Genomic DNA, 22,891 nt, shown 5'->3' on the forward strand with positions numbered 1-22,891 from the left:
TGCATCCGTAGCTCAGCTGGATAGAGTACTCGGCTACGAACCGAGCGGTCGGAGGTTCGAATCCTCCCGGATGCGCCATCTTATGCTCATCATCAATCATTGATTTTCTCTATTCTGATGGCAAGCTCACCTGAATTACCTCTCTGCGGAAACTTATCGGCAAGCGCCACGGTGAATTTTTAATTCATGTTTTCAGATATGACTGAGAGTACGTTTTCTGCTTTGATGTCCAAGAATCCCCCGTTGTGTATAAGGCATTTGCTGATCCATGCTTACAGCGACAATACAGGCTAAGTAAGTTAAAATATGTACTCGTTTGATTAAAGAGCGGAAGAGATGTACGACCACTACGCAGGCCTGATATTTGATATGGACGGCACCCTTCTGGATACTGAACATACTCATCGTAAAGCATGGCAAGTTGTACTGGCTCGCTACGATATGCATTTTGATGAACAAGCGGCGATTGGCTTAAACGGTTCACCTTGCTGGCGAATCGCTCAGGCTATTCTCAGTTGGAATCACGTCGACCGAGACCCTCATTCACTGGCCCGTGAAAAAACCGAATTAGTTAAAAGTATGTTGCTAGAAGCGGTACAGCCGCTGCCATTGGTAAATGTGGTTAAGAGTTATAAAGGCCGTCGCCCGATGGCTATTGGCACCGGCAGCGAGCATGCAATGGCTGATGCTTTATTGCGCCGTCTTGACTTGCATGAGTATTTTGAGGCTATTGTCGGTGCAGATGATGTTAAGTCACATAAGCCTGATCCAGAAACTTTTTTGCGCTGTGCCCAGCTTATAGGCGTAACGCCTGAGCGCTGCGTGGTATTTGAAGATGCTGATTTTGGCATTCAGGCTGCGCAAGCCGCAGGGATGGACGTTGTGGATGTACGTCTGTTGTAAGTTGTTTTACAGGCGCAAACGAGTAGTGCACAGCAAACAACGTACAGTAGCCTTGCAGATAATCGCCGTATGGGTTTGTACGACAGCTGCAATAATCAGTCAAAAAGATTGGGGTAGTCACATTGATTAGCTAAACCGCAATGCTGCGGTTAATATTATGCGTGACAAAAATAAATTACTCATAGAACGGGAGGACGCATTGATCCCTGATGTATCACAGGCGCTTTCCTGGTTACAAGCCAATCCGGGAGCATTGAAGGGCATTGGGCGAGGTGTTGAACGTGAGACCTTACGTGTGCGAACAGATGGACACCTTGCTTTAACCAAGCATCCAGAGGCCTTCGGTTCTGCGCTTACCCATAAATGGATTACTACTGATTTTGCCGAGACACAGCTCGAGTTCATCACACCGGTTGACAATGACGTTGATGCTTTACTGACATGTTTACGTGATATACACCGTCATGCCGCCAGAGAACTGGGTAATGAACGTATGTGGCCTCTCAGTATGCCTTGTCTTGTTGAACAGGGGCAGCATATCGAACTTGCGCAGTACGGTAGCTCCAATATTGGCAGGATGAAAACGCTTTATCGCTCTGGATTGCAGCATCGCTATGGTGCATTGATGCAGATCATTTCCGGAGTTCACTTTAATTTTTCGCTTCCACTCGGATTCTGGCAGGCATGGGCGGGGATCAAGGATGCGGAAAGTGGCAAAGAGGCCATCTCAGCCGGTTATCTGCGCGTTATTCGCAATTATTATCGCTTTGGTTGGTTAATTCCGTACCTTTTTGGCGCATCGCCTGCTGTATGCCAGTCCTTTTTACTGGGTAAAGAGAGTACACTGCCATTTGAGAAACGTAATGGTATGCTTTATTTGCCCTATGCCACTTCGTTAAGGTTAAGCGATTTGGGCTACACCACTAAATCACAAAACGGTCTTGGCATTATCTTTAACAATCTTCAAGACTACGTTGATGGGCTGAAACGTGCGATCAAAACCCCTTCAGAAGAGTTTGCCGCCATTGGCGTTAAGGACGATCTGGGTAACTGGCTGCAGCTTAATGATAACGTGCTGCAGATTGAAAATGAGCTCTACGCGCCGGTGCGGCCAAAGCGTGTTAGTCTTCCCGGTGAATCGCCTTCCGATGCGTTGCTACGTGGTGGCATTGAATATATTGAAGTTCGCTCATTGGACATTAACCCCTTTTCACCGATTGGAATTGATGCGAATCAGGTCCGTTTTCTCGATCTCTTTTTAATTTGGTGTGCTCTGGCTGAGGCGCCGGATATGAGCAGTGACGAACTGTTTTGCACGCGTAAAAACTGGAATCGAATAGTTTTGGAAGGTCGCAAACCAGGCTTGCTAATGAGTGCCGGCTGTGAGGAAAACCAGCATCCGCTGGCCGATATGGGTAGAGCGCTTTTCGACGATTTCCACGCTGTGGCAGTCATTCTTGATGGAATACGGGGTGGAACTGACTATCAACAGGTGTGTGATTCATTGGTCGCCTACTTTGATGAACCGGAGTTGACTTTTTCTGCGCGCATCCTTGATGCGATCAAAGAGGGCGGAATTGTCGATACTGGTCTGGCGCTAGCAGAAGAATATCGTCACATGCTGTCAGAAGAGTCGTTTGAAATCTTTACACCAAATAGCTTTCTCCAAGAGGCGAGAAATTCACGTATTAAGCAGGAAGAAGTTGAAGCGAGTGACACACTCGGTTTTGACGAGTATTTGGCAAGCAGAGTATAGAAAAGAAAAGGCCACACTACTGTGGCCAAATTAGCATCTCAGTTGACAGGGATGAGATGATGATAACAAATGCGCGTCTTTCATATATTCAGACCGACGGTGATCGTAAAAGTTCATCGTTTAATAAATAATTTTTAGTTGAGGTGACCAAATGCCATTGCTGGACAGTTTTACCGTTGACCATACCATCATGGCCGCACCTGCTGTGCGCGTAGCAAAGACCATGAAAACTCCCCATGGAGATACCATCACCGTTTTCGATCTTCGCTTCTGCAAACCCAACAAAGAAGTGTTACCAGAACGTGGTATCCATACCCTTGAACATCTGTTTGCAGGATTCATGCGCAATCACCTGAACGGGAATGGTGTAGAGATCATTGATATCTCTCCCATGGGATGCCGTACGGGTTTTTATATGAGTCTGATTGGCACACCGGATGAAAAGCTAGTTGCAAGCGCCTGGAAAGAGGCGATGCGTGATGTTCTTAAAGTAACAGATCAAAATAAAATACCGGAACTGAACGTATATCAGTGTGGCACATATCAGATGCATTCACTTGCTGAAGCCAAGGAGATTGCAAATCATATTCTGAGCCATGACGTTGGTATAAATCACAACGAGGACCTGGCATTGCCTAAAGATAAACTAAAAGAATTGCACATCTAGTTTTTCTGACATTTTGCCATACAGGCAGAAGCCCGTAAGTAGATCGTTTTAAGCGATGTTCTTACGGGCTTCTGCTATCAGTTCTTCTGACTGGTCAGCCGAGGTCTGTTGTCGATAGCCGTAAGATTGCCATTACTGTCAAAAGTTAGCTTAAGCGTTTGTTGGGTAACTGGCTTGTGACCAGGCTCCTGACGAAAAACATAATACCAAGTGCTGCTGCCGAAGGGATCGGTCATTAATGGAGAACCAAGTATATAAGTTACCTGCTGTTGTGTCATACCCGTATGAACTTTCGCTATGTCACTCGCGACCAGATAGTTGCCTTGGTTGATATCAGGACGATAGACCACGCGTTCCAATGTAGAACAGCCCGCAGTCATCATTAGCATTACCGCTGTAGCAGCAGTCAGCATTTTGCAGCACATATCAATAACGTTCCTTTTTGAGCAAAAGCGGCTGGTACATCAGGCTAATGTTCTGGCGAATGAACCAGCGAATAAGCTGCCGATAATAATAGACCTTTCGGTTGTTGAAAACCTTTTCAGAATAACCATCAGACATTGAAGGCGAAAAAAGTGTCGCGGAGACAAGAAAAACTAAGCTGACATCATATTGGACATCGTTATGCTGCCAGTAGATCCCGCGCATTCGCTAGCGTGTTGCGAGTAACCTCACTGCCGCCCAGTAAACGCGCAAGTTCTTGCAAACGAGTTTTTTTATCAAGTACTTGCATGTGCGTTTCTGTCATTTCTCCATCTGTATGCTTACTGACGAAGAAATGAACGTGCCCGCATCCGGCGACCTGCGGTAAATGGGTGACGCACATTACCTGAGTTGATTCACCGAGCTGGCGTAGCATTTTGCCTACTACAGCCGCGATGGGACCGCTAATACCGACATCGATTTCATCAAAAATTAATGCAGGGGCATCCATTTTACGGGCGGTAATAACCTGTATTGCCAGTGCGATTCGCGACAGTTCACCACCCGAGGCAACTTTCGCCAGCGACTGCAACGGCTGTCCTGGATTCGTTGATACCAAAAAATCGATACGATCAGCGCCTGCTGAAGTTAAGCGTTCTGGATTATGACTCACCTCAATTTGCAGCCTGCCATGTGGCATAGAGAGCTGGTTCATACTTTCGCTTATTAAATCGCTTAACTCTTTAGCATACTGTTGACGGCGCTGAGAAAGGCTTACTGCACAGCGCTGAGTTTCGTGATGATAACGTTCGACTGACTCGCTAAGGTCACATTGCGCTTGCTGTTGTTGCTCCAGGACTTCCTGTTCAGTCAGCAGCTGCTGATACAGGAGGGGGAGCTCTGTCGGCGTGACGTGGTGCTTTCTCGCAAGTGAAACGTAGCGGGAAATACGCTGTTCCAGCTCATGCAGACGATTAGGATCTAAATCAAGACGGTCACAGTAATGCCGTAGTTCATCAGTCGCTTCAGAGAGTTGGATCGCTGCTTCTTCCAGCATAGTTAAAACGCTGCTGAGCTTGTCATCCAGGGTAGTCAGCTCGCTTATGCTCTGTCGGGCAGCATATAGCTGGCCTTGTAGCGTATTTCCATCGCCTTCAGCCATGAGTTGCAGCGCCTGCTGGCTAACTGAGAGCAGTTGGCCGCTGTTAGCTAACCGCTTGTACTCTTCATCAATCTGTTCAAATTCGCCGCTTTGCGGTGAAAATTCATTCAGCTCTTTTAGCTGATAGTGCAATAGCTCGGTACGCGCTTTCCGATCCTGCATTAGCTGTTGATGCTGAGCCAGCTCGCGGCAGCTTTGGTACCACCTTTGGTAAGTGCAGGCCATCTCATTCATCAGAGCGGGTTCGCCAATGTAGGCGTCCAACAGCTGCTTTTGGTATTCAGGCTTTAGCAACAGTTGGTGCATGTGCTGCCCGTGAATTTGAATCAGCATTTGTCCTAACTCGCGCAGTTGCGACAGCGGGACGGCAGTTCCGTTAATAAAGCCACGCGAGCGACCATCACTGTTAATAACGCGTCTCAACAGACATTCACTTCCGTCATCAAGCTGGTTGTCACTCAGCCAACGCTGTGCTGATGGTGTATCTTTCAAAGAAAAGCGAGCACACAGATCAGCGCGACTAGCACCCTGACGCACCATATCAGCTTCAGCACGCCCACCGAGACATAACCCTAACGCGTCGATGGCAATAGATTTACCCGCGCCGGTTTCACCGGTTATAACAGACATGCCCTGCTGGAAATCGATATCCAGATCGCGAACGATTGCAAAGTTGCTGATGGTCAGTTGTGCCAGCATAATTTAATTCCTGTATAAAAACTCATGTGTGGTTTTTTATACAGTATAGGCTGTATTTTTATACAGTAAAGAGGGCAGATCGAAAATTAAAACAATTTTTTTGACCAGCCTAATTTAGAGCTAAGTGTATTAAAATAATTATAATTTTTGGGATGTATGAGATTGAGTCGATCCACGCTACGGCGAATCAACACCTCTTCACCTTCCTGAATAGGCAGAGCAATCTGGCTATCGCAGCTGATTTCTAAATCGGTTCTTATATGTGAGAAACGCAGGCGAATAGTGCTGCTGCTATTAATTACCAAAGGGCGAGCGGAGAGAGTGTGCGGAAACATCGGCACCAGTACGATAGCTTCAAGTGAAGGGGTCAGGATTGGTCCCCCGGCGGATAGAGAATAAGCGGTGGAGCCGGTTGGCGTTGAAATTATCAAGCCGTCAGAACGCTGAGAAAAAGCAAAACTCTCATCGATATATACTTCAAACTCAATCATATGGGCGATTTTACCGGGGTGCAGTACGATCTCATTGATCGCGGTGCCGCGTCGCGATGCGCGCGCTTTGCGAAAAACTTTTGCTTCAAGCAGGAAGCGTGATTCGACAAAATACTCGCCTTCAAGCACATCGGCCAACTGACATTGAGCGTTGTCCGGATCAAGATCGGTCAGGAAACCCAGGTTGCCACGATTAATACCGATGACTTTAATGTTATAACGTGCCAGTACCCGCGCAGCGCCAAGCATGTTGCCATCGCCACCTACCACCACCGCCAGGTCGGCCTGCTGACCAATATCTGATAAAGAGCCGGTTCTGACGTTGCCCAGATTGAGTTCGCGTGCAATTTGTTGCTCAATGATTACTTCGTAACCCTTACTGGTGAGCCAGAGATAAAGCATTTCATGAGTCGTGAGCGCCGTAGGATGGCGCGGGTGTCCTACTATGCCGATGCAGGTAAAATGCGTATTCATCAGGCTGGTATCCTTCTACTGGACATATGATCCGGTCATGAAGACCGGATCCCTTGAAACTGCAATTCTGATCCCCATAATAAGCGAACCAGCGAGAATTGAGCACAAACGCGGAGAAATTCATGAGTAGTAAAGAACAGAATACACCAAACGAGCAAGCCTCAGATGATATCGAGATGGAGCAAACCCGGCCGGAAACCACAAGCGCAGATAGCGTTGAGACTGCAAGTGAAGTGGATCCGCGCGACGGGCGTATTGCTGAACTGGAAGCCCAGCTGGCTCAGGCTCAGGGAGGCGTTCGTGAAGCTCAGTTGCGCGCCCAGGCTGAAATTGAAAATATTCGACGCCGTGTTGAGTTGGACGTAGAGAAAGCACATAAGTTTGCGCTGGAGAAGTTTTCCAACGAGCTGCTGCCGGTAATCGATAGCCTTGAACGCGCGCTGGAAGTTGCTGATAAAGAAAATCCTGAACTGGCAGCAATGATCGAAGGTGTGGAGTTAACGCTGAAGTCGCTGCTGTCTGCGGTGCGTAAATTTGGCGTTGAAGTGGTTGGTGATGTGAAGGTTCCTTTCAATCCAGATGTGCATCAGGCTATGTCAATGATGGAATCTGATGAAGTAGAACCTAACCATGTGCTTATGGTCATGCAGCGCGGCTATACGCTTAATGGCCGCCTGTTACGCCCGGCTATGGTTGCCGTTGCGAAAGCAAAAAGCTGAATATGACCTCCCGTCACTTGGGCGGGAGGTTTTTCTTCAGGCGTCGCGCAATCGTGGCATCCAGTCTATTGGTATTTCTCCTTGCCTCTCCAGCAGGGCATTTGCCTGCGAGAAATGTTTACAACCAAAAAAGCCACGATGCGCAGACAATGGCGACGGATGTGGTGCCCGCAGAACGTGATGGCGCTGTCTGTCTATCATGCTTCCTTTTTTCTGCGCATGTGAACCCCAAAGCAAAAATACTACGCCCTCACAATGTTCATTGATAGACGCGATGACGTTGTCAGTAAACCTTTCCCAGCCAAATCGCGCGTGCGAATGAGCCTTACCAGCCTCGACGGTTAACACGGTATTCAATAGCAGTACCCCTTGATGCGCCCAGCTTTCCAGATAACCATGGGCCGGACGTGAAAAGCCGACAATGTCCGTTTCCAGCTCTTTATAGATATTGATCAGCGAAGGCGGGGGGGCAATGCCTGGTCGTACGGAGAATGACAGGCCATGAGCCTGACCAGGGCCGTGATAAGGATCCTGACCGAGGATAACGGCTTTTACTGCGCCGAGCTCGGTGTAGCGAAACGCATTGAATACATCCTGCTGGGGTGGATACACCGTAATTCCATTGGCACGCTCCTGTGCGACGGCACGCATGGTCTGAATAAAGTAGGGCTTCTCTTTCTCGCTGGCCAGCACATCGTGCCAGGTAAGTGTATTTACCATTGCCATATCCTCGTCAAATTATTGATCGCTAGCTTAGCGGCAATTTTTTCGGGCGGAAACCACAAAAAAAATTGAAATTTTATTAATTTTTTTATTATTATTTTTTGTTTTGAATCAATAAGTTGTCTTTCGCATTTTTTTGCGTTGCAAATTGGATTGATCTGCATCAAGGAGCAATATTTGCCGGAGTATATAACATAATGAGTATTTAACGAGGCTACGCCTGAATTATTGGGGGCAGGCCCGAGTTGGAGATAGTGATGATTACAGGTATTCAGATTACAAAAGCAGCAAAACCCGGTCTGATAGACTCATTCTGGCTACTGGATAACGATAAACAGGAAGTACGCTGCGTATGTGCGCGCAGCGATTACAACGAAGATCAAATCTTTGCTGTGAGTGATTTAGGCCAGTTCGAATATCGTGAAGTGCCGCTGGAAGTCAAACCGCAGGTACGTGTGGAGGGTGGTCAGCACCTTAACGTAAACGTAATGCGTCGGGAAACCTTACTTGATGCGGTCGAAAATCCGGAAAAATACCCACAGTTAACCATTCGTGTTTCAGGTTATGCAGTGCGTTTTAATTCGCTGACGCCTGAACAGCAGCGTGACGTAATTACCAGAACCTTCACAGAGAACTTATAAAGTTAAACCTGGTTGAAATTGCTTCGGAAAATGAATCAATTTACCTTCTGAAAAACCGCAGGAGTAATTTCTGCTCCTGTGATTTTTTGTTGATTGGATAACTCTGGCAGTAAAATATCACTCGCTGATTAAAAAAACGTTTAAATTCAAAAAACACCCACGATGGGGTGTTTTTTTATTTCTTTCTACGATTGTTCAGCATCACAGCCAATAGCTGGATCACTCGGTTTCCGGCGCTTGCCAACGTTTTTGGTTATACGATGGCGAAGCTTAATGCGCTTTTTAGCGACTTCACTCTCTTTTTTCTCTTTCCGCTTTGCTTGTGCCTTTTTAGATGGCTTACCTTTCAGTTTAACGCTGGGTACACGCGTCCCCGGGCGTAGTGTATCCACGGTGCGGGATTTCAGGGGTTCTTCGATATAGCGGCTTATTTTTCCCAGCAGCAGGTGGTCGTGTGCTTCGACCAAAGAGAGTGCCGTTCCTTTGCGCCCCGCACGAGCCGTGCGGCCAATACGATGCAGATAGATATCGGCAGTGCGCGGCATATCAAAATTAAATACGTGGCTGACATCCTGGATATCAATGCCTCGCGAAGCAACATCGGTCGCTACCAGTACGTTAACCCGGCCATCAACCAGACGTTTTAGCGCCTCATTGCGTTTTGCCTGTACCATCTCACCCTCAAGATAGCTGGTGTTGACACCGGCTTCGCGTAGCCATTGACAGAGTTCGTGTACGCGCTCGCGTTTGCGTACAAAAACGATGGCGCGCGTGACTTCCGGCTGTTTTAAAAGGTGTATCAATAGCGCGGTTTTATGCTTGAGATCATCGGCGCGATAATACCACTGGTTTATTTTTTTACGTTCGCTACGCGCCGGATCGGCATCAATCTCAATCGGTTCGTTAAGCAGACGACGGGAAAAGTCCTGTATAGCTTCGCCTTCAAGCGTGGCGGAAAATAGCAAAGTTTGCTTACGCCAGCGGGTTTCCCCGGCGATATGTTCTATATCCTGAGCAAACCCCATATCCAGCATGCGATCTGCTTCATCCAGAATCAGTGTTTCCACCGCATGGCAGTCGAAGTTTTCTTCTTTAATGTATTGCAGCAGGCGTCCGGTGGTGGCAACCACAATGTCCTGATTCTCACTGAACACTTCTGCATGGTTCATATAGGCAACGCCGCCGGTAATAGTGGCGATATCCAGATGCGTGTGCGCAGCAAGTTCACGAGCGTGATCGGCAACCTGCATCGCCAGCTCGCGAGTCGGCGTTAGAATTAGAATGCGGGGTGGACCGGATTTCTTACGTGGAAAATCGAGCAAATGCTGCAATGCTGGCAACAGATAGGCTGCCGTTTTACCGGTGCCAGTAGGCGCTGAGCCAAGAACATCGCGACCTTCAAGCGCTGGGGGAATTGCCGCGGCCTGAATCGCCGTAGGGCGCGTGAAGCCTTTATCCTGCAGTGCTTTCAACAGGCTCTCGTCGAGCTCAAGTTCGGAAAAAGTGGTTGCCGTCATAATCTACCTCAGTTTAGGGCGCCGATTATAGACAGATTGCGCAGGATGTTCATCTGTTTGTGTCAGAGTGCCGACTTTTACTGCACGAAAGATTACTTTATGCTAACGCCGGTTTTTCATCGGGTCATGCAAATGTCGCAAAAGAAAAGTGTGCTGCGTCGTAACGGCTTCACATTCAAACAGTTTTTCGTTGCGCACGATCGCTGTGCTATGAAAGTCGGTACCGATGGCGTTTTACTGGGCAGTTGGGCGCCGTTAGCCAACGTTAAGCGTATTCTTGATATTGGCACTGGTAGTGGATTGATCGCACTAATGTTAGCGCAACGAACAGGTATTGTAGTTCAGGTCGATGCTGTTGAGCTGGATACTGATGCTGCGCAGCAGGCGAAAGATAATGCGCAGGCATCACCGTGGGCTGCGCGTATTAATGTTTATCAGGACGATGTGATTAACTGGGCGGCAGAGTGTGACCGACACTATCAACTGATTGTCAGTAATCCACCTTATTTTGCGCCAGGCGTGGCTTGTGCCAGCAGCGCACGTGAAAAAGCGCGCTACACCGGCCACCTTGACCATGAAGCACTCTTAATTTGCGCAGGACGCCTGCTGAGTGATGAAGGCTTTCTTGCTGTTATCCTGCCGGAGAACTCAGCTGAACAGCTGATCGCTATGGCGAAGTGCAGGGGCTTACATCTGCGATTACGTACTGACGTTGCTGAGAAGGAGAATAAATTACCTACGCGCGTGATGCTGGCGTTCTCACCTTGCGCAGGTAACACCTTTTCCGACCGCCTGATTATACGCGACAGTAATAACCACTATTCGACAGCCTGGCGCGGCCTGACGCAGGATTTTTATCTGTTAAGTTAAGCTTTAAAATCCGGCGTCAAAACAGTTGGCCGGGCATGTGCCAACGTCTGCGGGTAATCCAGCGTATAGTGCAGCCCGCGACTCTCCTTACGCTGTAAGGCGCTCTTGATGATAAGCTCTGCCACCTCAGCCAAATTACGTAATTCAAGTAGGTTATTAGAAATGCGGAAGTTGGCATAGTATTCGGCAATTTCCGCCTGCAATAACTGAATCCGACGCTGCGCACGCTCCAGTCGCTTCGTTGATCGTACAATGCCTACGTAGTCCCACATAAACAGTCGAAGTTCATGCCAGTTGTGCTGGATGATAACTCGCTCATCAGAATCATCTACGCGGCTTTCATCCCATGGCGGTAACCTGGCGGGAGCGGATAAGTGCGGCAGAGTGGAGATAAGCGCTTGCGAGGCTGACCACCCGTAAACCAGGCATTCAAGTAATGAGTTTGAGGCCAGGCGATTAGCGCCGTGTAGGCCGGTGTAACTAACCTCACCGATGGCGTAAAGTCCGGCCACATCCGTCTGACCCTGGTTATCGACCACAGCGCCGCCGCAGGTGTAATGGGCGGCGGGAACAATCGGGATTGGCTCGCTGGTCAGATCAAGACCTAAGCTTATAAGTTTATGATAAATAGTCGGGAAATGACCACGGATAAAGTCTGCCGACTTATGGCTGATATCCAGGTACATACAGTCGACGCCAAGCCGCTTCATTTCGTAATCAATTGCCTGGGCTACGACATCGCGAGGTGCCAGTTCGCCACGTGGATCAAAGTCAGCCATAAAGCGGGAACCGTCCGGACGCTTGAGCAATGCACCCTCACCACGCAGCGCTTCACTGAGCAGAAAGTTACGCGCTTGAGGATGAAACAGACAGGTAGGGTGAAACTGGTTAAATTCCATGTTAGCCACCCGGCAGCCTGCTCGCCATGCCATCGCAATGCCATCGCCAGAGGCGACATCAGGATTCGTGGTGTACTGATAGACTTTTGCTGCGCCGCCTGTTGCTAAAATAACGGAGCGGGCGCTGCAAGTTTCAACGCGCTCAAGCTGACGATTCCACAGCCAGGCGCCAACTGCGCGTCGTGATCCGGGTAGGCCGGCTTTGTCGCTGGTGATAATATCAACGGCATTAAAGCGCTCCAGCAACTGGATATTGGGCTGTGAAAGGGCAAGACTAACCAGCGTTGTCTCAACCGCATGTCCGGTCGCATCTGCGCTGTGCAAGATGCGACGATGACTATGTCCGCCCTCACGGGTCAGATGATAAGGCTGTCCACTGACGCCACCTGCGTTTTTATCGAAAGACACGCCGTTATTAATCAGCCACTGTACGCAATGTCGCGCATTGCTGGCGATAAATGTGACGGCGCTACGATCGCACAAACCAGCACCAGCCGTTAGCGTGTCTTCGATGTGAGATTCGATGCTATCTGCCTGGTCAAAAACTGCTGCGATGCCGCCTTGAGCGTAGAAAGTTGAGCCCTCATTAAGCGCACCTTTACTGGCTACGATTACCCGATAAGAAGGTGCAAGCCGGAGCGCCAGCGATAAACCCGCCGCGCCACTTCCAATAATCAAAACATCACAACGGTGATCACAAGATTTCATTTTTGTTTAGTTTACTAAACACAAGGTGTGATGAGAATATCACCCCATTAGCTGCAGTGAAATCCCCAAAATTTTCACAATTTTCTTATTAAAAGCATCACGGTCACGCAGATGGCGGAAATTGACAGATTTATTTGCTATTTTTAGTTAATGTTTATTATTGCGAACTTTTTTGCTAATCAGATATTAGCAGGTGAAAAAACGTGCTTGTTAATGTACCCTGCGGGCGACGTCAGGCTAATGATGCAAGCCGGCTGAGCGTAAAAAGTCCGGCACTATCAGGCTCAATCCAAACCAATTAAAGCGCCTGGGGCAAAACGTGCTGTTGACTGGAGAAAAATATGCCTTTAGGAACTTTCCGTAAAATGACCAATCAAAGCTTATGCTTGCTCAATATGGACATGTCATTACTGACGGTTTCACCAGGCGTTATTAGATATTTGGGGAGATATTACCTCGGATGAGCGAGCAGTTAACGGATCAGGTTCTTGTTGAACGGGTTCAGAAAGGAGATAAAAGGTCATTCAATCTTCTGGTGGTGCGCTATCAGCATAAAGTGGCGAGCCTTGTAGCCCGGTACGTTCCCTCTGGTGATGTGCCCGATGTGGTCCAGGAATCCTTTATTAAAGCTTACAGGGCGTTAGATTCTTTCCGTGGCGATAGCGCTTTCTATACCTGGCTTTACAGGATCGCCGTCAACACGGCGAAAAATTATTTGGTTGCTCAGGGACGACGCCCTCCATCCAACGATGTTGACGCGATTGATGCAGAAAACTTCGAGAGCGCGGGGGCGCTAAAAGAAATTTCGAACCCAGAGAACTTAATGTTGTCCGAAGAATTGAAACAGATTGTATTTCGCACTATTGAGTCATTACCGGAAGACTTAAAGATGGCAATCACTTTACGCGAGCTTGATGGGTTGAGCTATGAAGAGATAGCTGCTGTTATGGACTGCCCGGTGGGTACTGTCCGTTCGAGGATTTTCCGGGCGCGTGAAGCAATTGATAATAAGGTCCAACCGCTCATTCAACGCCATTAAATGGCGGGCACAGGAAGGGTACTAAAGCATGCAGAAAGAGAAACTTTCCGCTTTCATGGATGGTGAAGCTCTCGACAATGAGGCGATAGCAGCCTTGTCCGGTGACGTAACATTGCAGCGAAGCTGGCGGAGTTACCATCTTATCCGTGACACCCTGCGTGGGGATGTCGCCGAAGTCATCCACTTCGATATCTCTGCCCGCGTTGCGGCTGCTATTGAACAGGAACCCAAAAGAAATGTAACATCTCTTATCCCTGAGTCTCAGCCTGAACCAACTTCATGGGCACGCATGCCTTTCTGGTATAAAGTTCGCCCTTGGGCGGCGCAAATTACGCAGGTTGGTGTAGCGGCTTGCGTTTCGCTAGCAGTGATTGTTGGCGTTCAGCACTATAATCAGCCAGCTAAAGACAACCATAGCCCGTCTGACTCTCCGGTTTTTAACACGTTACCAATGATGGGTCAGGCCTCCCCGGTTAGCTACGGCGTTCCGCAAAATATCGGTGTAAACGGGCAGCTACAAAGTCAACACCGTCTGGCAAATGCCCTATTGCAGGATTATGAACTGCAGCGCCGTTTACACGCTGAGCAACTGCAGATTGAGCCGGATACCGCTCATCAGGCTGCTGCAGTTCAGGTACCTGGAACCCAATCGTTAGGAAATCAGCAGCAGTAATGAAGCAATTCTGGTATGCCGTCACTCTTTTGACCGGTTGCCTGCTATATCCTTCTGTTGCCTCGGCGCAAACAACGCCAGGGGCGTTATTGCAACAGATGGAGCGGGCCAGCCAGTCCCTCAATTATGAGCTTGCCTTTATTAGCGTTTCCCGCATGGGAATCGAATCTCTGCGCTATCGTCATGCAGTAATTGACAATAAAACCTACGCACAGCTTCTGCAAATGGATGGCCCGCGTCGTGAAATTATTCAACGTGGTAATGAAATTAGCTACTTCGAGGCCGGCCTTGAGCCGTTTACGCTTTCTGGCGGACGCATTATCGATACGCTGCCTTCAGTCATATATGGTGATTTCAACCGCCTTAGCAGCAGTTACGATTTCATACCGGTAGGCCGTGCCCGTGTTGCCGATCAGGTTTGCGATGTGATTCGTATTGTGGCTCGTGATGGAACCCGCTATAGCTTTATTGTTTGGATAGATACCGACACTAAGTTGCCGCTACGAGTTGATATGCTTGATCGCAGTGGTGAGACCCTTGAACAGTATCGGGTGATCAGTTTTGCTGTGGATGATGGCATTCGTAAAGTGATGCAAGGTCTGACTAAAGCTAACATGCCACCTTCGCTTTCACTTCCACCGGCTAAAAAACAGATGTTCAGCTGGCAGGTAGGCTGGTTGCCTCAGGGAGTAAAGGAAGTATCGCAAAGCCGACGTGATATTCCGACGCTGAATAAACCGGTCGAATCACGGTTGTACTCTGACGGTTTATTTAGTTTTTCCGTTAATATCAGCCCGGCGGATAAGAACAGCGTGCCACAGTTATTGCGTAATGGCTGGTGTACCATTCAGACTGAAGTGCGCAACAATACAGAAATTACAGTGGTGGGAGAGCTGCCGCCTTCCACGGCAAAACGTATCGCCGACAGTGTATCTCTTGGAGCGAAGCCATGATGCGAGAATGGGCTACGGTGGTTGGCTGGCACGATGGTGTGGCGACGCTGCACTCTGAAATTAAAACGTCCTGTAGCAGCTGCTCTGCACGTAAAGGCTGTGGCAGCCATCTGTTGAATAAACTTGGCCCGAAAAACGCCCACGTGATGCAAATTAACAGCCCTGAACCACTTCAGCCCGGGCAACGTATTGAGCTGGGAATCGCCGAAAAGAGTCTTTTAGGCTCCGCGCTACTGGTTTATATGACCCCACTTGCCGGTTTGTTTATTATCGCCGGCCTTTTTCAAATGCTGTTCCATAGCGACCTGGCCGCAGCATGTGGCGCGTTGCTGGGGGGGCTCGGCGGATTTATCGTTGCGAGAGGTATTGCTACCTTAATCGGGCATCGCGCGGATTTCCAGCCTGTTATTTTGAGCGTAGCGTTACCTCCGGATGCCCTGCGCGTCGAAATGCCTGAAAGCTAGCCTGTATCCGCACCATATCCATGTTTGGTCTCGGCATAGTTGTATCTTTACCTTCGCGGGCCCTTTCTTGTGACTGTAGAACGTATCATGTTGATGCACTCTTATCGGCGTGAATTCTTTCGTGAAACAGGGTAACAGTGTAAGATGCGTGCTCAATATTGATGGGAGAGATTAATAACGTGACTATATCGTTTCCATCAACAAGTCTTCAACGTAATCTTACGCGAAAAAATTCATATAAATGAAGAATATACGCAATTTTTCTATCATCGCACACATCGACCACGGTAAATCCACACTATCTGATCGACTGATTCAAATTTGTGGCGGTTTGACCGAGCGCGAAATGGCTGCCCAGGTTCTTGATTCAATGGATTTAGAGCGCGAGCGCGGTATTACCATCAAGGCACAGAGCGTTACCCTTGATTATCACGCGCCTGGCGGTGAAACATACCAGCTCAATTTTATCGACACGCCCGGGCATGTTGACTTCTCCTACGAGGTTTCCCGTTCACTCGCTGCCTGTGAAGGTGCGTTGTTAGTGGTCGATGCGGGTCAGGGGGTTGAGGCACAAACTCTGGCTAACTGCTACACCGCGATGGAAATGGACCTGGAAGTTGTACCGGTCCTTAACAAAATTGACCTGCCCGCTGCCGACCCCGACCGCGTTGCTGAAGAGATTGAAGATATCGTCGGTATCGATGCGACCGACGCTGTACGCTGCTCGGCCAAAACTGGCGTTGGCGTTCCGGACGTTCTTGAGCGTCTGGTGCGTGATATTCCACCGCCGAAGGGGGAGCCGGATGCACCATTGCAGGCGCTGATCATCGACTCGTGGTTTGATAATTATCTTGGCGTTGTGTCGCTTATTCGCATTAAAAACGGTGTTCTGCGTAAAGGCGATAAGATAAAAGTTATGAGCACAGGTCAGACTTATAACGCTGACCGACTCGGTATTTTCACGCCTAAACAGATCGATCGTACCGAACTCAAGTGTGGTGAGGTTGGTTGGTTGGTCTGCGCGATCAAAGATATTCTTGGTGCGCCTGTCGGGGATACCCTGACGTTAGCACGCCAGCCCGCAGAGAAGGCGCTGCCAGGCTTCAAAAAAGTGAAACCACAGGTTTATGCCGGCCTTTTTCCGGTCAGCTCCGACGATTACGAAAGCTTTCGCGATGCGCTGGGTAAACTTAGCCTGAACGACGCTTCACTCTTTTATGAACCGGAAAGTTCTACCGCGCTGGGCTTTGGTTTCCGATGTGGTTTTCTCGGCTTGCTGCATATGGAAATCATTCAGGAGCGCCTTGAGCGGGAATATGATCTTGACCTGATCACCACGGCACCAACGGTGGTTTATCAGGTGCAGACTACCGCTGGTGAAACGCTCTATGTTGACAGCCCTTCTAAGCTGCCGCCCTTGAATAATATTGAAGAACTACGCGAACCTATAGCTGAATGTCATATGCTGTTGCCGCAGGAGTTTCTCGGCAATGTGATAACGCTATGCATCGAAAAGCGCGGCGTGCAAACGAATATGGTTTATCACGGTAATCAGGTGGCGCTGACTTATGAAATTCCGATGGCCGAAGTGGTGCTGGACTTTTTTGACCGCCTGAAGTCAACTTCACGCGGCTATGCATCTCTGGATTACAATTTTAAACGTTTTCAGTCTTCCGACATGGTGCGGGTGGATGTTTTGATTAATAGCGAGCGCGTCGATGCGCTGGCGCTGATCACCCATCGCGACAATTCGCAATATCGTGGCCGTGAGCTGGTTGAAAAAATGAAAGATCTCATTCCGCGACAGCAGTTTGATATCGCTATTCAGGCGGCTATAGGCAATCACATTATTGCGCGCTCTACGGTCAAGCAGCTACGTAAGAACGTTCTGGCGAAATGCTATGGCGGTGACGTCAGCCGTAAGAAAAAGTTGCTGCAAAAGCAGAAAGAAGGGAAAAAGCGCATGAAGCAGGTGGGTAATGTCGAACTGCCTCAGGAAGCATTTCTTGCGATTTTGCATGTGGGTAAAGAAAATAAATGATGCCGCCTGTGGGTGGCCGAGAGGAAAGATAGATGGCAAATACGTTCGCCCTAATTCTGGCGATTGCGACCCTGGTAACAGGGATAATTTGGTGTGTGGACAAAGTTAAGTTAGCTCCCGCACGTCGTGCCAGACGTGAACAGGCGCAAATACAGGCGGGTGGGAAGCTGGATAATGCCGAGCTGAGTAAGGTGGCGAAACAGTCAGGCTGGATTGAAACGGCGGTATCGGTATTCCCGGTGCTGTTTGTGGTGTTTTTCGTGCGCTCGTTCATCGTTGAACCTTTTCAGATTCCGTCTGGTTCAATGATGCCAACCTTGTTGGTCGGCGACTTTATTCTGGTGAACAAATTTGCTTACGGCATTAAAGATCCTATCACTCACACCACGCTAATTGAAACGGGCCATCCAAAACGTGGTGATGTCGTGGTCTTCAGGTTTCCTAAAAACCCGAATGAAGATTATATTAAGCGCGCAATTGGTTTGCCTGGCGACCGTATTACCTACGATCCGCTGGCGAAAACGTTGACCGTTTTCCCAGGCTGCGGTGACAATAATACTTGTCAGAAGACTCTGCCGATCACCTATTCTGACGTGCAACCCAGCAACTTTGTTGAAACCTTCGGTGGCAGCGACGGTGATGAAACCAGCAGCAATTTTTACCAGCGACCGCCTGGGGATAATATTCCTGGCGCCCTGCGGCTGGCAGAGAGAAGCGAGACGCTGGGTAATGTAACCCATCATATCTTGCTTATCCCTGAAGCGCAGGGCCAGACGAGTGGCTATTATCACCAGCCTGGTGAGCCGGAAGCAACATGGGTCGTGCCAAAAGGCATGTATTTTATGATGGGTGATAACCGCGATAATAGTTATGACAGCCGTTACTGGGGGTTCGTCCCGGAAAAAAATCTGGTTGGCAAGGCGTTTGCTATCTGGATGAGCTTTGAAAAGCAGCCGGGTGAATGGCCGACAGGCATCCGTTTTAGCCGTATCGGCGGGTTGCATTAAAATGTAAAGGAGTGGCTCCCTTTAGGGAGCCACTGCACACGAAACTGATAGTGTTGTTTTTCAGCCCCGTTTCATATGCAGATCACATGACGCATTAACAGATTGGTAGCACATGAACCCCATCGTCATTAATCGCCTTCAGCGTAAGCTGGGCTATACTTTCATTCATTACGAGCTGTTACAGCAGGCATTAACGCACCGTAGCGCCAGCAGCAAGCACAATGAGCGGCTGGAGTTTCTCGGCGACTCGATTCTTAGCTATGTGATTGCTAATGCGCTTTATCATCGCTTTCCGCGCGTTGACGAAGGGGATATGAGCCGCATGCGGGCTACTTTGGTGCGCGGTAATACGCTGGCGGAAATCGCACGGGAATTTGAATTAGGCGAATGTCTGCGTCTCGGTCCGGGTGAGCTAAAAAGCGGCGGTTTCCGTCGCGAATCAATCCTTGCAGATACGGTTGAGGCGCTGATCGGCGCAATATTTCTAGACAGCGATATTCAAAACGTTGAAAAGCTGATCCTGAACTGGTATGCCTCCCGACTGGAGCAGATAAGTCCAGGTGACAAGCAAAAAGATCCAAAAACGCGCTTGCAGGAGTATTTGCAGGGGCGTCATCTGCCATTGCCATCTTATCTGGTGGTGCAGGTACGAGGCGAAGCGCACGATCAGGAATTCACTATTCATTGTCTGGTTAGCGGCATGGGCGAGCCAGTCGTGGGCGTTGGTTCCAGCCGCCGTAAAGCTGAGCAGGCGGCAGCTGAACAGGCGTTGATTAAGCTGGGAATTGAATGAACAAACAAACATCGCACTGTGGCTTTATTGCCATTGTAGGTCGTCCGAATGTTGGTAAATCTACCTTACTGAACCAGCTTCTGGGGCAGAAGGTATCGATTACTTCACGCAAACCACAAACCACTCGTCATCGCATTATGGGGATCCATACGGATGGGGAATATCAAGCGATTTATGTTGATACCCCCGGTTTGCATATTGAAGAAAAAAGGGCGATAAATCGTCTGATGAACCGTGCCGCCAGTAGCGCAATAGGCGATGTCGAACTGGTTATTTTTGTGGTGGAAGGCACGCGCTGGAACGACGATGACGAGATGGTTCTTAGCAAGCTCAAAGCGGGTAGGGTCCCGGTTTTGTTGGCGATTAATAAAGTCGATAATATTAACGATAAGTCCATATTACTACCGCATATTCTGCAGATAAGCCAGAAAATGGATTTTGTCGATGTAGTGCCTATTTCAGCCGAAAATGGGAAAAATGTTGATACTATTGCTGCAATCGTGCGCAAGCGTCTGCCCGAGGCTGAACATCATTTCCCAGAAGAATTTATAACCGATCGCTCCCAGCGCTTTATGGCATCAGAAATTATTCGTGAAAAACTCATGCGCTTTCTCGGTGCGGAGCTTCCCTATTCCGTTACTGTTGAAATTGAGCAGTTTAAGCCTAACGAACGCGGCGGTTTTGATATTAACGGACTGATCCTTGTCGAGCGCGAGGGGCAGAAGAAGATGGTGATCGGCAATAAGGGGGCGAAAATTAAAACCATTGGCATTGAAGCCCGTAAAGACATGGAAGAGATGTTCGATAGCAAAGTACATCTTGAACTCTGGGTCAAAGTGAAGTCCGGCTGGGCGGATGATGAACGTGCGCTGCGCAGCCTCGGTTACATAGACGATCTCTAATTTGCTTATGGAAGGCTGGCAGCGTGCATTCGTTCTGCATGGTCGCCCCTGGAGCGAGACAAGCCTGCTGCTCGATCTGTTCACTGAGCATAATGGCCGCGTGCGCATTCTGGCAAAAGGCGCCAGGGCGAGGCGCTCGCGGTTAAAAGGAGCGCTGCAACCGTTTACCCCATTGCTGGTGCGCTGGGGTGGACGCGGCGAGATGAAATTTCTGCGCAGCGCGGAGGCAGTCTCTCTCGCTCTGCCGCTTTCCGGAAAAACCCTCTATTGTGGCTTGTACGTCAACGAGCTGCTGTCACGCGTGCTGGAGTACGAAACCCCGTTCAGCGAACTTTTCTTTGATTACCTGCATTGCATTCAGGCACTGGCTGCCGATGATGGTTCGCCTGAACCTATCTTGCGCCGCTTTGAGCTTGCGCTGCTTGGTCAGCTTGGATACGGGGTTGATTTTCTTCACTGTGCAGGAAGCGGTGCGGCGGTAACGACTGATATGACTTACAGCTACCGTGAGGAAAGGGGATTTACCGCCAGTCTGGTAATCAACAATCGCAGCTTTACCGGTTACCATTTGCAGTCGATGGCGCAGGGTGAGTTTCCTGATGCCGATAGCCTCAGAGCGGCAAAGCGCTTCACGCGTCTGGCACTCAAACCCTTCCTTGGTGGCAAGCCGCTCAAGAGTCAGGAGCTGTTTCGCCAGTTTTTGCCGAAAAAAAAAGCAGATATCCCGCCAATTTAAGAAGACTAGCGTCGGGCCATACCGGTATGTGGCGTATCGTTGTAAACTTATGACTCTGTTCGCCAATGCTGAGGACGCTATGACTGATTTATTACTGGGCGTAAATATCGATCACATTGCTACCGTGCGTAATGCCCGTGGCACGCATTATCCCGATCCTGTTCAGGCCGCTTTTTCTGCTGAGCAGGCGGGCGCAGACGGCATTACTGTGCATTTGAGAGAGGACCGCCGTCATATTACTGATCGTGACGTGCGCATTCTGCGCCAGACAATTCAGACCCGTATGAATCTCGAAATGGCCGTGACAGATGAGATGGTCTCCATCGCTTGTGAGATCAAACCTCACTTTTGTTGCCTGGTGCCTGAAAAGCGTCAGGAAGTGACCACTGAAGGTGGTCTGGACGTGGCCGGCCAGGTGCAAAAAATGACCCAGGTGGTAAGCCAGCTGCATCAGGCCGGCATTCTGGTATCGCTGTTTATCGATGCTGATTATCGTCAGATTGACGCAGCCGTCGATACCGGAGCGCCCTTGATTGAAATTCACACGGGAGCTTATGCCGATGCCGAAGGCAACGTGCGTCAGGCGGAATTTGAGCGTATCGGCAAAGCGGCGGCTTATGCGGCGAGCAAAGGGCTGAAGGTTAACGCCGGTCACGGTCTGAACTATCACAACGTGATGCCGATTGCGGCGCTACCGGAAATGCACGAATTGAATATTGGTCATGCCATCATTGGACGAGCGCTGTTTTGTGGGCTGACGCAGGCGGTGGCCGAAATGAAAACGCTGATGCGTGAAGCCCGTCGCTGATGGCTATTCTCGGTCTGGGTATTGATATCGTGGAAATCGCCCGTATTGAAGGCGTGGTCTCCCGCAGCGGTGATCGTCTGGCACAGCGGGTGCTGAGTACCGGTGAATGGCAGCAATACCAGACGCATCAGCAGCCGGTTCGCTTTCTTGCCAAGCGCTTCGCAGTCAAAGAGGCTGCGGTAAAGGCATTTGGCACCGGTATTCGTGGCGGTCTGGCGTTTAATCAATTTGAAGTCTATAACGACGCATTAGGTAAGCCGGGATTACGCTTCTTTGAGCACGCGGCCGTTATTGCCGAAAAAATAGGCGTACATCGTGTACACGTTACCCTGGCTGACGAACGCCACTATGCCTGCGCCACGGTAATCATCGAAGATTAATCAGGCGGGGGCTACGCCCTGTAAAATGACAAATTTCTCCCATAGTTCCGCCTGGCATTCAGGGTGCCGGGCATCGACAATAATGGTCTTATCTATTGGGCATACTTTCTGACAGGTCGGGCTGTCATAAAATCCGATACACTCAGTGCAGCGTGCGGCATCTATCTGGTAGATAAGATCGCCCATAGCGATTGCCTGATTTGGGCATTCAGGCTCACACATGTCGCAATTAATGCAGCTGTTAGTAATGAGTAACGCCATTTCAGTTACTGCCCTTTTTATCTACTAAAATCAGATGGTTATATACAATTTGTATTTCTTATGATGGTTAGCTAGCTGTGGGTTTGTACAGTATAAAAAACACCGATACACTCACTTGCGTAACACAAAACCGCAACACAGACCGAAAATCATCCCCCTAAAAACCCCATGTGCGAGCCTGT

Annotated in this window: 24 protein-coding genes and 1 tRNA gene; 18 read left to right on the top strand and 7 right to left on the bottom strand. The window is 49.2% G+C overall.

The window, feature by feature from the left end; all coding sequences use genetic code 11:
• Window position 1: 1 nt before the first annotated feature.
• The 4 genes from BM191_RS05400 to luxS all read left to right on the top strand — a co-directional run bounded on the left by BM191_RS05400 (window position 2) and on the right by luxS (window position 3,326).
• Window positions 2-78: transfer RNA gene (locus BM191_RS05400), tRNA-Arg, on the top strand.
• 258 nt (window positions 79-336) lie between these two features.
• A complete protein-coding gene (gene yqaB, locus BM191_RS05405) occupies window positions 337-903 on the top strand; it encodes a fructose-1-phosphate/6-phosphogluconate phosphatase (RefSeq protein WP_092875900.1) in 567 nt (188 codons plus the stop codon).
• 157 nt (window positions 904-1,060) lie between these two features.
• Window positions 1,061-2,659 carry a glutamate--cysteine ligase gene (gene gshA, locus BM191_RS05410; RefSeq protein ID WP_092875902.1) on the top strand — a complete coding sequence of 533 codons (1,599 nt, stop codon included), beginning with the start codon at window positions 1,061-1,063 and terminating at the stop codon, window positions 2,657-2,659.
• A 151-nt stretch (window positions 2,660-2,810) separates the two neighbouring features.
• Window positions 2,811-3,326: an S-ribosylhomocysteine lyase gene (luxS, locus tag BM191_RS05415; RefSeq protein WP_092875904.1), complete on the top strand. Its 516-nt coding sequence runs from the start codon at window positions 2,811-2,813 to the stop codon at window positions 3,324-3,326.
• A gap of 77 nt (window positions 3,327-3,403) precedes the next feature.
• Here the strand turns inward: luxS and bamE are convergent, their stop codons facing one another.
• The 3 genes from bamE to nadK all read right to left on the bottom strand — a co-directional run bounded on the left by bamE (window position 3,404) and on the right by nadK (window position 6,575).
• Complete coding sequence (gene bamE / locus BM191_RS05420) at window positions 3,404-3,751, bottom strand: outer membrane protein assembly factor BamE (protein WP_092875906.1); 348 nt, start codon at window positions 3,749-3,751, stop codon at window positions 3,404-3,406.
• Window positions 3,752-3,948: 197 nt separating this feature from the next.
• Window positions 3,949-5,610 carry a DNA repair protein RecN gene (recN, locus tag BM191_RS05430; protein WP_092875910.1) on the bottom strand — a complete coding sequence of 554 codons (1,662 nt, stop codon included), beginning with the start codon at window positions 5,608-5,610 and terminating at the stop codon, window positions 3,949-3,951.
• Window positions 5,611-5,696: 86 nt separating this feature from the next.
• On the bottom strand, window positions 5,697-6,575 hold the full coding sequence (nadK, locus tag BM191_RS05435; protein ID WP_092875912.1) for an NAD(+) kinase: 879 nt from the start codon (window positions 6,573-6,575) through the stop codon (window positions 5,697-5,699).
• Window positions 6,576-6,697: 122 nt separating this feature from the next.
• Here nadK and grpE point away from each other — a divergent pair, with 122 nt between their 5' ends.
• Window positions 6,698-7,294, top strand: coding sequence for a nucleotide exchange factor GrpE (grpE, locus tag BM191_RS05440; protein WP_092875914.1), 597 nt, complete (start codon window positions 6,698-6,700; stop codon window positions 7,292-7,294).
• 36 nt (window positions 7,295-7,330) lie between these two features.
• Here the strand turns inward: grpE and ung are convergent, their stop codons facing one another.
• A complete protein-coding gene (gene ung / locus BM191_RS05445) occupies window positions 7,331-8,014 on the bottom strand; it encodes a uracil-DNA glycosylase (RefSeq protein WP_092875916.1) in 684 nt (227 codons plus the stop codon).
• Window positions 8,015-8,274: 260 nt separating this feature from the next.
• On the opposite strand from ung, the gene grcA reads away from it, so the two are divergent.
• Window positions 8,275-8,658 (top strand): autonomous glycyl radical cofactor GrcA, encoded by a 384-nt coding sequence (gene grcA, locus BM191_RS05450; RefSeq protein WP_092875918.1) that lies wholly within the window; start codon window positions 8,275-8,277, stop codon window positions 8,656-8,658.
• A gap of 185 nt (window positions 8,659-8,843) precedes the next feature.
• On the opposite strand, the gene srmB is transcribed toward grcA, so the two are convergent.
• Window positions 8,844-10,175 carry an ATP-dependent RNA helicase SrmB gene (gene srmB, locus BM191_RS05455; protein ID WP_092875920.1) on the bottom strand — a complete coding sequence of 444 codons (1,332 nt, stop codon included), beginning with the start codon at window positions 10,173-10,175 and terminating at the stop codon, window positions 8,844-8,846.
• Between the two features lie 132 nt (window positions 10,176-10,307).
• On the opposite strand from srmB, the gene trmN reads away from it, so the two are divergent.
• A complete protein-coding gene (gene trmN / locus BM191_RS05460; RefSeq protein WP_092876175.1) occupies window positions 10,308-11,045 on the top strand; it encodes a tRNA(1)(Val) (adenine(37)-N(6))-methyltransferase TrmN in 738 nt (245 codons plus the stop codon).
• On the opposite strand, the gene nadB is transcribed toward trmN, so the two are convergent.
• A complete protein-coding gene (nadB, locus tag BM191_RS05465; RefSeq protein ID WP_092875922.1) occupies window positions 11,042-12,652 on the bottom strand; it encodes an L-aspartate oxidase in 1,611 nt (536 codons plus the stop codon). The genes trmN and nadB overlap by 4 nt on opposite strands.
• A 460-nt stretch (window positions 12,653-13,112) precedes the next feature.
• Between nadB and rpoE the strand changes: the two genes are divergently transcribed.
• The 11 genes from rpoE to acpS all read left to right on the top strand — a co-directional run bounded on the left by rpoE (window position 13,113) and on the right by acpS (window position 22,448).
• Window positions 13,113-13,691, top strand: coding sequence for an RNA polymerase sigma factor RpoE (gene rpoE, locus BM191_RS05470; protein ID WP_092875924.1), 579 nt, complete (start codon window positions 13,113-13,115; stop codon window positions 13,689-13,691).
• A 28-nt stretch (window positions 13,692-13,719) separates the two neighbouring features.
• Window positions 13,720-14,364: an anti-sigma-E factor RseA gene (gene rseA / locus BM191_RS05475; protein WP_092875926.1), complete on the top strand. Its 645-nt coding sequence runs from the start codon at window positions 13,720-13,722 to the stop codon at window positions 14,362-14,364.
• A complete protein-coding gene (gene rseB / locus BM191_RS05480) occupies window positions 14,364-15,317 on the top strand; it encodes a sigma-E factor regulatory protein RseB (RefSeq protein ID WP_092875928.1) in 954 nt (317 codons plus the stop codon). The genes rseA and rseB overlap by 1 nt, the downstream gene beginning before the upstream one ends.
• Window positions 15,314-15,781, top strand: coding sequence for a SoxR-reducing system protein RseC (gene rseC / locus BM191_RS05485; protein ID WP_092875930.1), 468 nt, complete (start codon window positions 15,314-15,316; stop codon window positions 15,779-15,781). Before rseB ends, rseC begins: the two co-directional genes overlap by 4 nt.
• Before the next feature lie 241 nt (window positions 15,782-16,022).
• Complete coding sequence (gene lepA, locus BM191_RS05490; protein ID WP_092875932.1) at window positions 16,023-17,822, top strand: translation elongation factor 4; 1,800 nt, start codon at window positions 16,023-16,025, stop codon at window positions 17,820-17,822.
• A 32-nt stretch (window positions 17,823-17,854) separates the two neighbouring features.
• Window positions 17,855-18,829 carry a signal peptidase I gene (lepB, locus tag BM191_RS05495; RefSeq protein ID WP_092875934.1) on the top strand — a complete coding sequence of 325 codons (975 nt, stop codon included), beginning with the start codon at window positions 17,855-17,857 and terminating at the stop codon, window positions 18,827-18,829.
• Window positions 18,830-18,941: 112 nt separating this feature from the next.
• Window positions 18,942-19,622 (top strand): ribonuclease III, encoded by a 681-nt coding sequence (gene rnc / locus BM191_RS05500; RefSeq protein ID WP_092875936.1) that lies wholly within the window; start codon window positions 18,942-18,944, stop codon window positions 19,620-19,622.
• Window positions 19,619-20,524 (top strand): GTPase Era, encoded by a 906-nt coding sequence (era, locus tag BM191_RS05505; RefSeq protein ID WP_092875938.1) that lies wholly within the window; start codon window positions 19,619-19,621, stop codon window positions 20,522-20,524. Before rnc ends, era begins: the two co-directional genes overlap by 4 nt.
• A 7-nt stretch (window positions 20,525-20,531) precedes the next feature.
• Window positions 20,532-21,260, top strand: coding sequence for a DNA repair protein RecO (gene recO / locus BM191_RS05510; protein ID WP_092875940.1), 729 nt, complete (start codon window positions 20,532-20,534; stop codon window positions 21,258-21,260).
• Window positions 21,261-21,339: 79 nt separating this feature from the next.
• Complete coding sequence (pdxJ, locus tag BM191_RS05515; protein ID WP_092876177.1) at window positions 21,340-22,068, top strand: pyridoxine 5'-phosphate synthase; 729 nt, start codon at window positions 21,340-21,342, stop codon at window positions 22,066-22,068.
• Window positions 22,068-22,448, top strand: a complete 381-nt coding sequence (gene acpS / locus BM191_RS05520; RefSeq protein ID WP_092875942.1) for a holo-ACP synthase — start codon at window positions 22,068-22,070, stop codon at window positions 22,446-22,448. Before pdxJ ends, acpS begins: the two co-directional genes overlap by 1 nt.
• On the opposite strand, the gene BM191_RS05525 is transcribed toward acpS, so the two are convergent.
• Window positions 22,449-22,709, bottom strand: a complete 261-nt coding sequence (locus tag BM191_RS05525; RefSeq protein WP_092875944.1) for a YfhL family 4Fe-4S dicluster ferredoxin — start codon at window positions 22,707-22,709, stop codon at window positions 22,449-22,451.
• Between the last annotated feature and the right edge of the window lie 182 nt (window positions 22,710-22,891).

This window comes from Izhakiella capsodis (assembly GCF_900115045.1).
GTDB classification, from domain to species: Bacteria; Pseudomonadota; Gammaproteobacteria; order Enterobacterales; family Enterobacteriaceae; genus Izhakiella; species Izhakiella capsodis.